This window comes from Paenibacillus anaericanus (assembly GCF_003994475.1).
GTDB classification, from domain to species: domain Bacteria; phylum Bacillota; class Bacilli; order Paenibacillales; family Paenibacillaceae; genus Fontibacillus; species Fontibacillus anaericanus.
The window spans coordinates 1-2,541 of record NZ_RZNY01000075.1 but is presented as its reverse complement, the minus strand read 5'-3'; the positions used below and the strand labels follow the sequence as shown (position 1 = coordinate 2,541).

The 2,541-nt window shown below is 34.4% G+C and carries 2 protein-coding genes; both read right to left on the bottom strand.

Annotated elements, in window-relative coordinates; genetic code table 11:
- Nucleotides 1-528: 528 nt before the first annotated feature.
- Entirely contained in the window at nt 529-1,068 is a 540-nt protein-coding gene (locus EJP82_RS27725; protein WP_127195309.1) for a hypothetical protein, read from the bottom strand.
- Between the two features lie 23 nt (nt 1,069-1,091).
- The gene (locus tag EJP82_RS27720; RefSeq protein ID WP_127195308.1) at nt 1,092-1,340 is read right to left on the bottom strand and encodes a hypothetical protein; all 249 of its coding nucleotides are present in this window, start codon (nt 1,338-1,340) and stop codon (nt 1,092-1,094) included.
- Between the last annotated feature and the right edge of the window lie 1,201 nt (nt 1,341-2,541).

Below are 2,541 nucleotides of genomic sequence, written 5' to 3'. Positions count from 1 at the left end.
TCGAAACTCTTGTCTTAGGTGGAATGGATTACATCTTTCGTGTCTATTCAATTCATGTCCTGTACCTTGATAATCATTACGTACGGAATCATCGGATTCATTCTGTGAAAAGTACCACAATATAACAATCTGTTCTCACAATATCACTTTTTCAATTTTACTGTTGTCGAAATTTGTAATTTATAAAAGTTTATTCCTAATGTTAAAAACTTGACCCTTTAAAGAATTTCATCTATTTGTTCATCAGAAATAACCTTTCAGATTATAGACTTCTAGCAAGAAAACGAAGATAGCAAAAAACAGTTTAATCATGGTGGTATCTAACCATAATCAAACTGTTCAATGCAACGGAAAAACGTTAGTATGTTATAAAAATAAAGTATTTGATGTGCGTACAAACAAAATGACGAAATCTTTATACGGGGTATCACATCGGTTAACTGTGTTATTGGTTGAGTGATGGGGATACTCGGCACTGGGTAGCCCCATCTAATGAGTTTTGTACCGATCCATTCTATGTAAATACATTTAATAATCCATTAGTTTCACTTCTACCTTACTACTAGACATCAAAGTTTTCATAGAGACCTCTTCAAACACACTACCCGGTATGACCTTATTTCTAGAAATTATGACCTCCCCATTAACTTGATTCGCAAATTTTTTCTCCAATTTACAATATAATTCGTGAACTTGCTCGGAATTCAAGGGACTGTCAGGGTCAAAAAGTTGCTTCTCTTCAATCTCTCTTCCTCCAATGGTTGATTCTAATGTTCCTTCAGTAATAATTAAATCATCTTTAGATAAAAGTCTTGGTGATATTTCCGAAATAAATATCTTTATATTTCTTTTCCAATTTATTCTCTCCAAGAGAAAAATAATTTCTAGACGTTCTTCATTACTAAATATACATTTTATTTTTCTCCATTCATTCTCACTGGGAAAATATACTATATCCTCACAATTCATCATTGGCTCAATATCCAAAACAAGCTTATTATTACCTTTAGTAAAACTAACTGTCTTCCATCTCATATCTATTTGCATTCCATCCGGTAATTTTATCATTTAGCGATAACTCCTTGTTTACATCATGAAATTTCCATAATATCTTCTGGTTTATAACTTTTCAATAAATAGCTTATTATATTATCAGCAATTTTTTTTTTGTATTCCGGTGTTATTATTTCTTTTTTATATGGTTCATTCCATTCCTTTATTAAGCTTACACCAAATAATATTCTAGACTCCCTAAAATCAATATCTACAAACATAGTTTTATCACCTTCAGAATACTCCAAACAATAGAAATGTGGTATGGAGATCTTTATACTATCCACTTATTTTCCTCCACTCTCTAATAATTCTGTGAATACATTTTTAATTTCATTGTTTTTCTCTAATGCTTTGTATTCAATAGTGTTAAATATGCTTCCTTCCCAAGAACCTTTAACAAATCCATATGCATTACCTGATGCTTGTTGAGCATATTTTTCTGATAATTTTCTCCAAACATCGGCTGCTTGTTCTTTTGTTAGTACACTTCCTTCTTCAAACAATCTTAAATCATCTAAGTACTTTCCGCCATTAGTCATTTCTAAAGTCGTTTTTTCGTTCAATTTGGCAAATTCTTCAGCTAATTGCCGATTACCAGGACCTGAATAAAATGTTGCCGTATTCTTGGCAGTTGACACATCTAAGCCATCTACTAAATTCATATAATAGTCAAAATCCGCTTCGTTTGAAACAATTCCTCTTTCAGTTCCACTAACTCCCTTAACTTCACCAAGACCATCAATNAATTTACTCGCAAAAGATTCTGGTAACCGCGACACTGAAGCTGGATATTTAAACTTCTTCACCTTTTCAGCTACCGAAGTCACTGTTTCGACTGCTTCGACCACTTTAGCCACTTCCGCCACTTCAGCAGTTACTTTAACTGCTTTAGTTACTTTCATTACACCTACCATTTGTTTTAAACCTTTGGGGCCGCCTATAGCTGATACAACTTCAAATGCTCCTCGCGAGAAAAATTTGAATCGGGATTTAGTGCCTCCATTGATTACATCTCGAATATAGGAATTTGTAATCTGTGCCGATGTATTGATTATTACTTGCCGTTGAAATTCCATAGCTTGGGGTGAAGTTCCAGCCATAAGTCCTACGGAGACAACGGTATTAATAGGATGCTTTATAGCCTCAACAACTCCATCAACCAAACTTATAACTCCTTCAGATATCCCAAGGCCAATACCCTCTATTGCCTCAATAAGATCACTTTCGGTCTCGCCGTAAGTCTTATTCAACCAATCCTGGTATTCCAGATCAGGATTTCGCAAGATATCCACGTTATCCGGATCTTTCATCACATGCTTGAGGAAATAGTCAAACGTCGTTTCATTTCGACTATTATTGGCGGTAATATCCGTTCCGTCAGGTAGCTTCTTAGGATGACTATTCTCTTCTTCTAATGTATCTTCATCTCGAAGTTTCATTACAAAACCATCGTAATTCTCCTTCGCCCATTCCCTGTATTCCCTA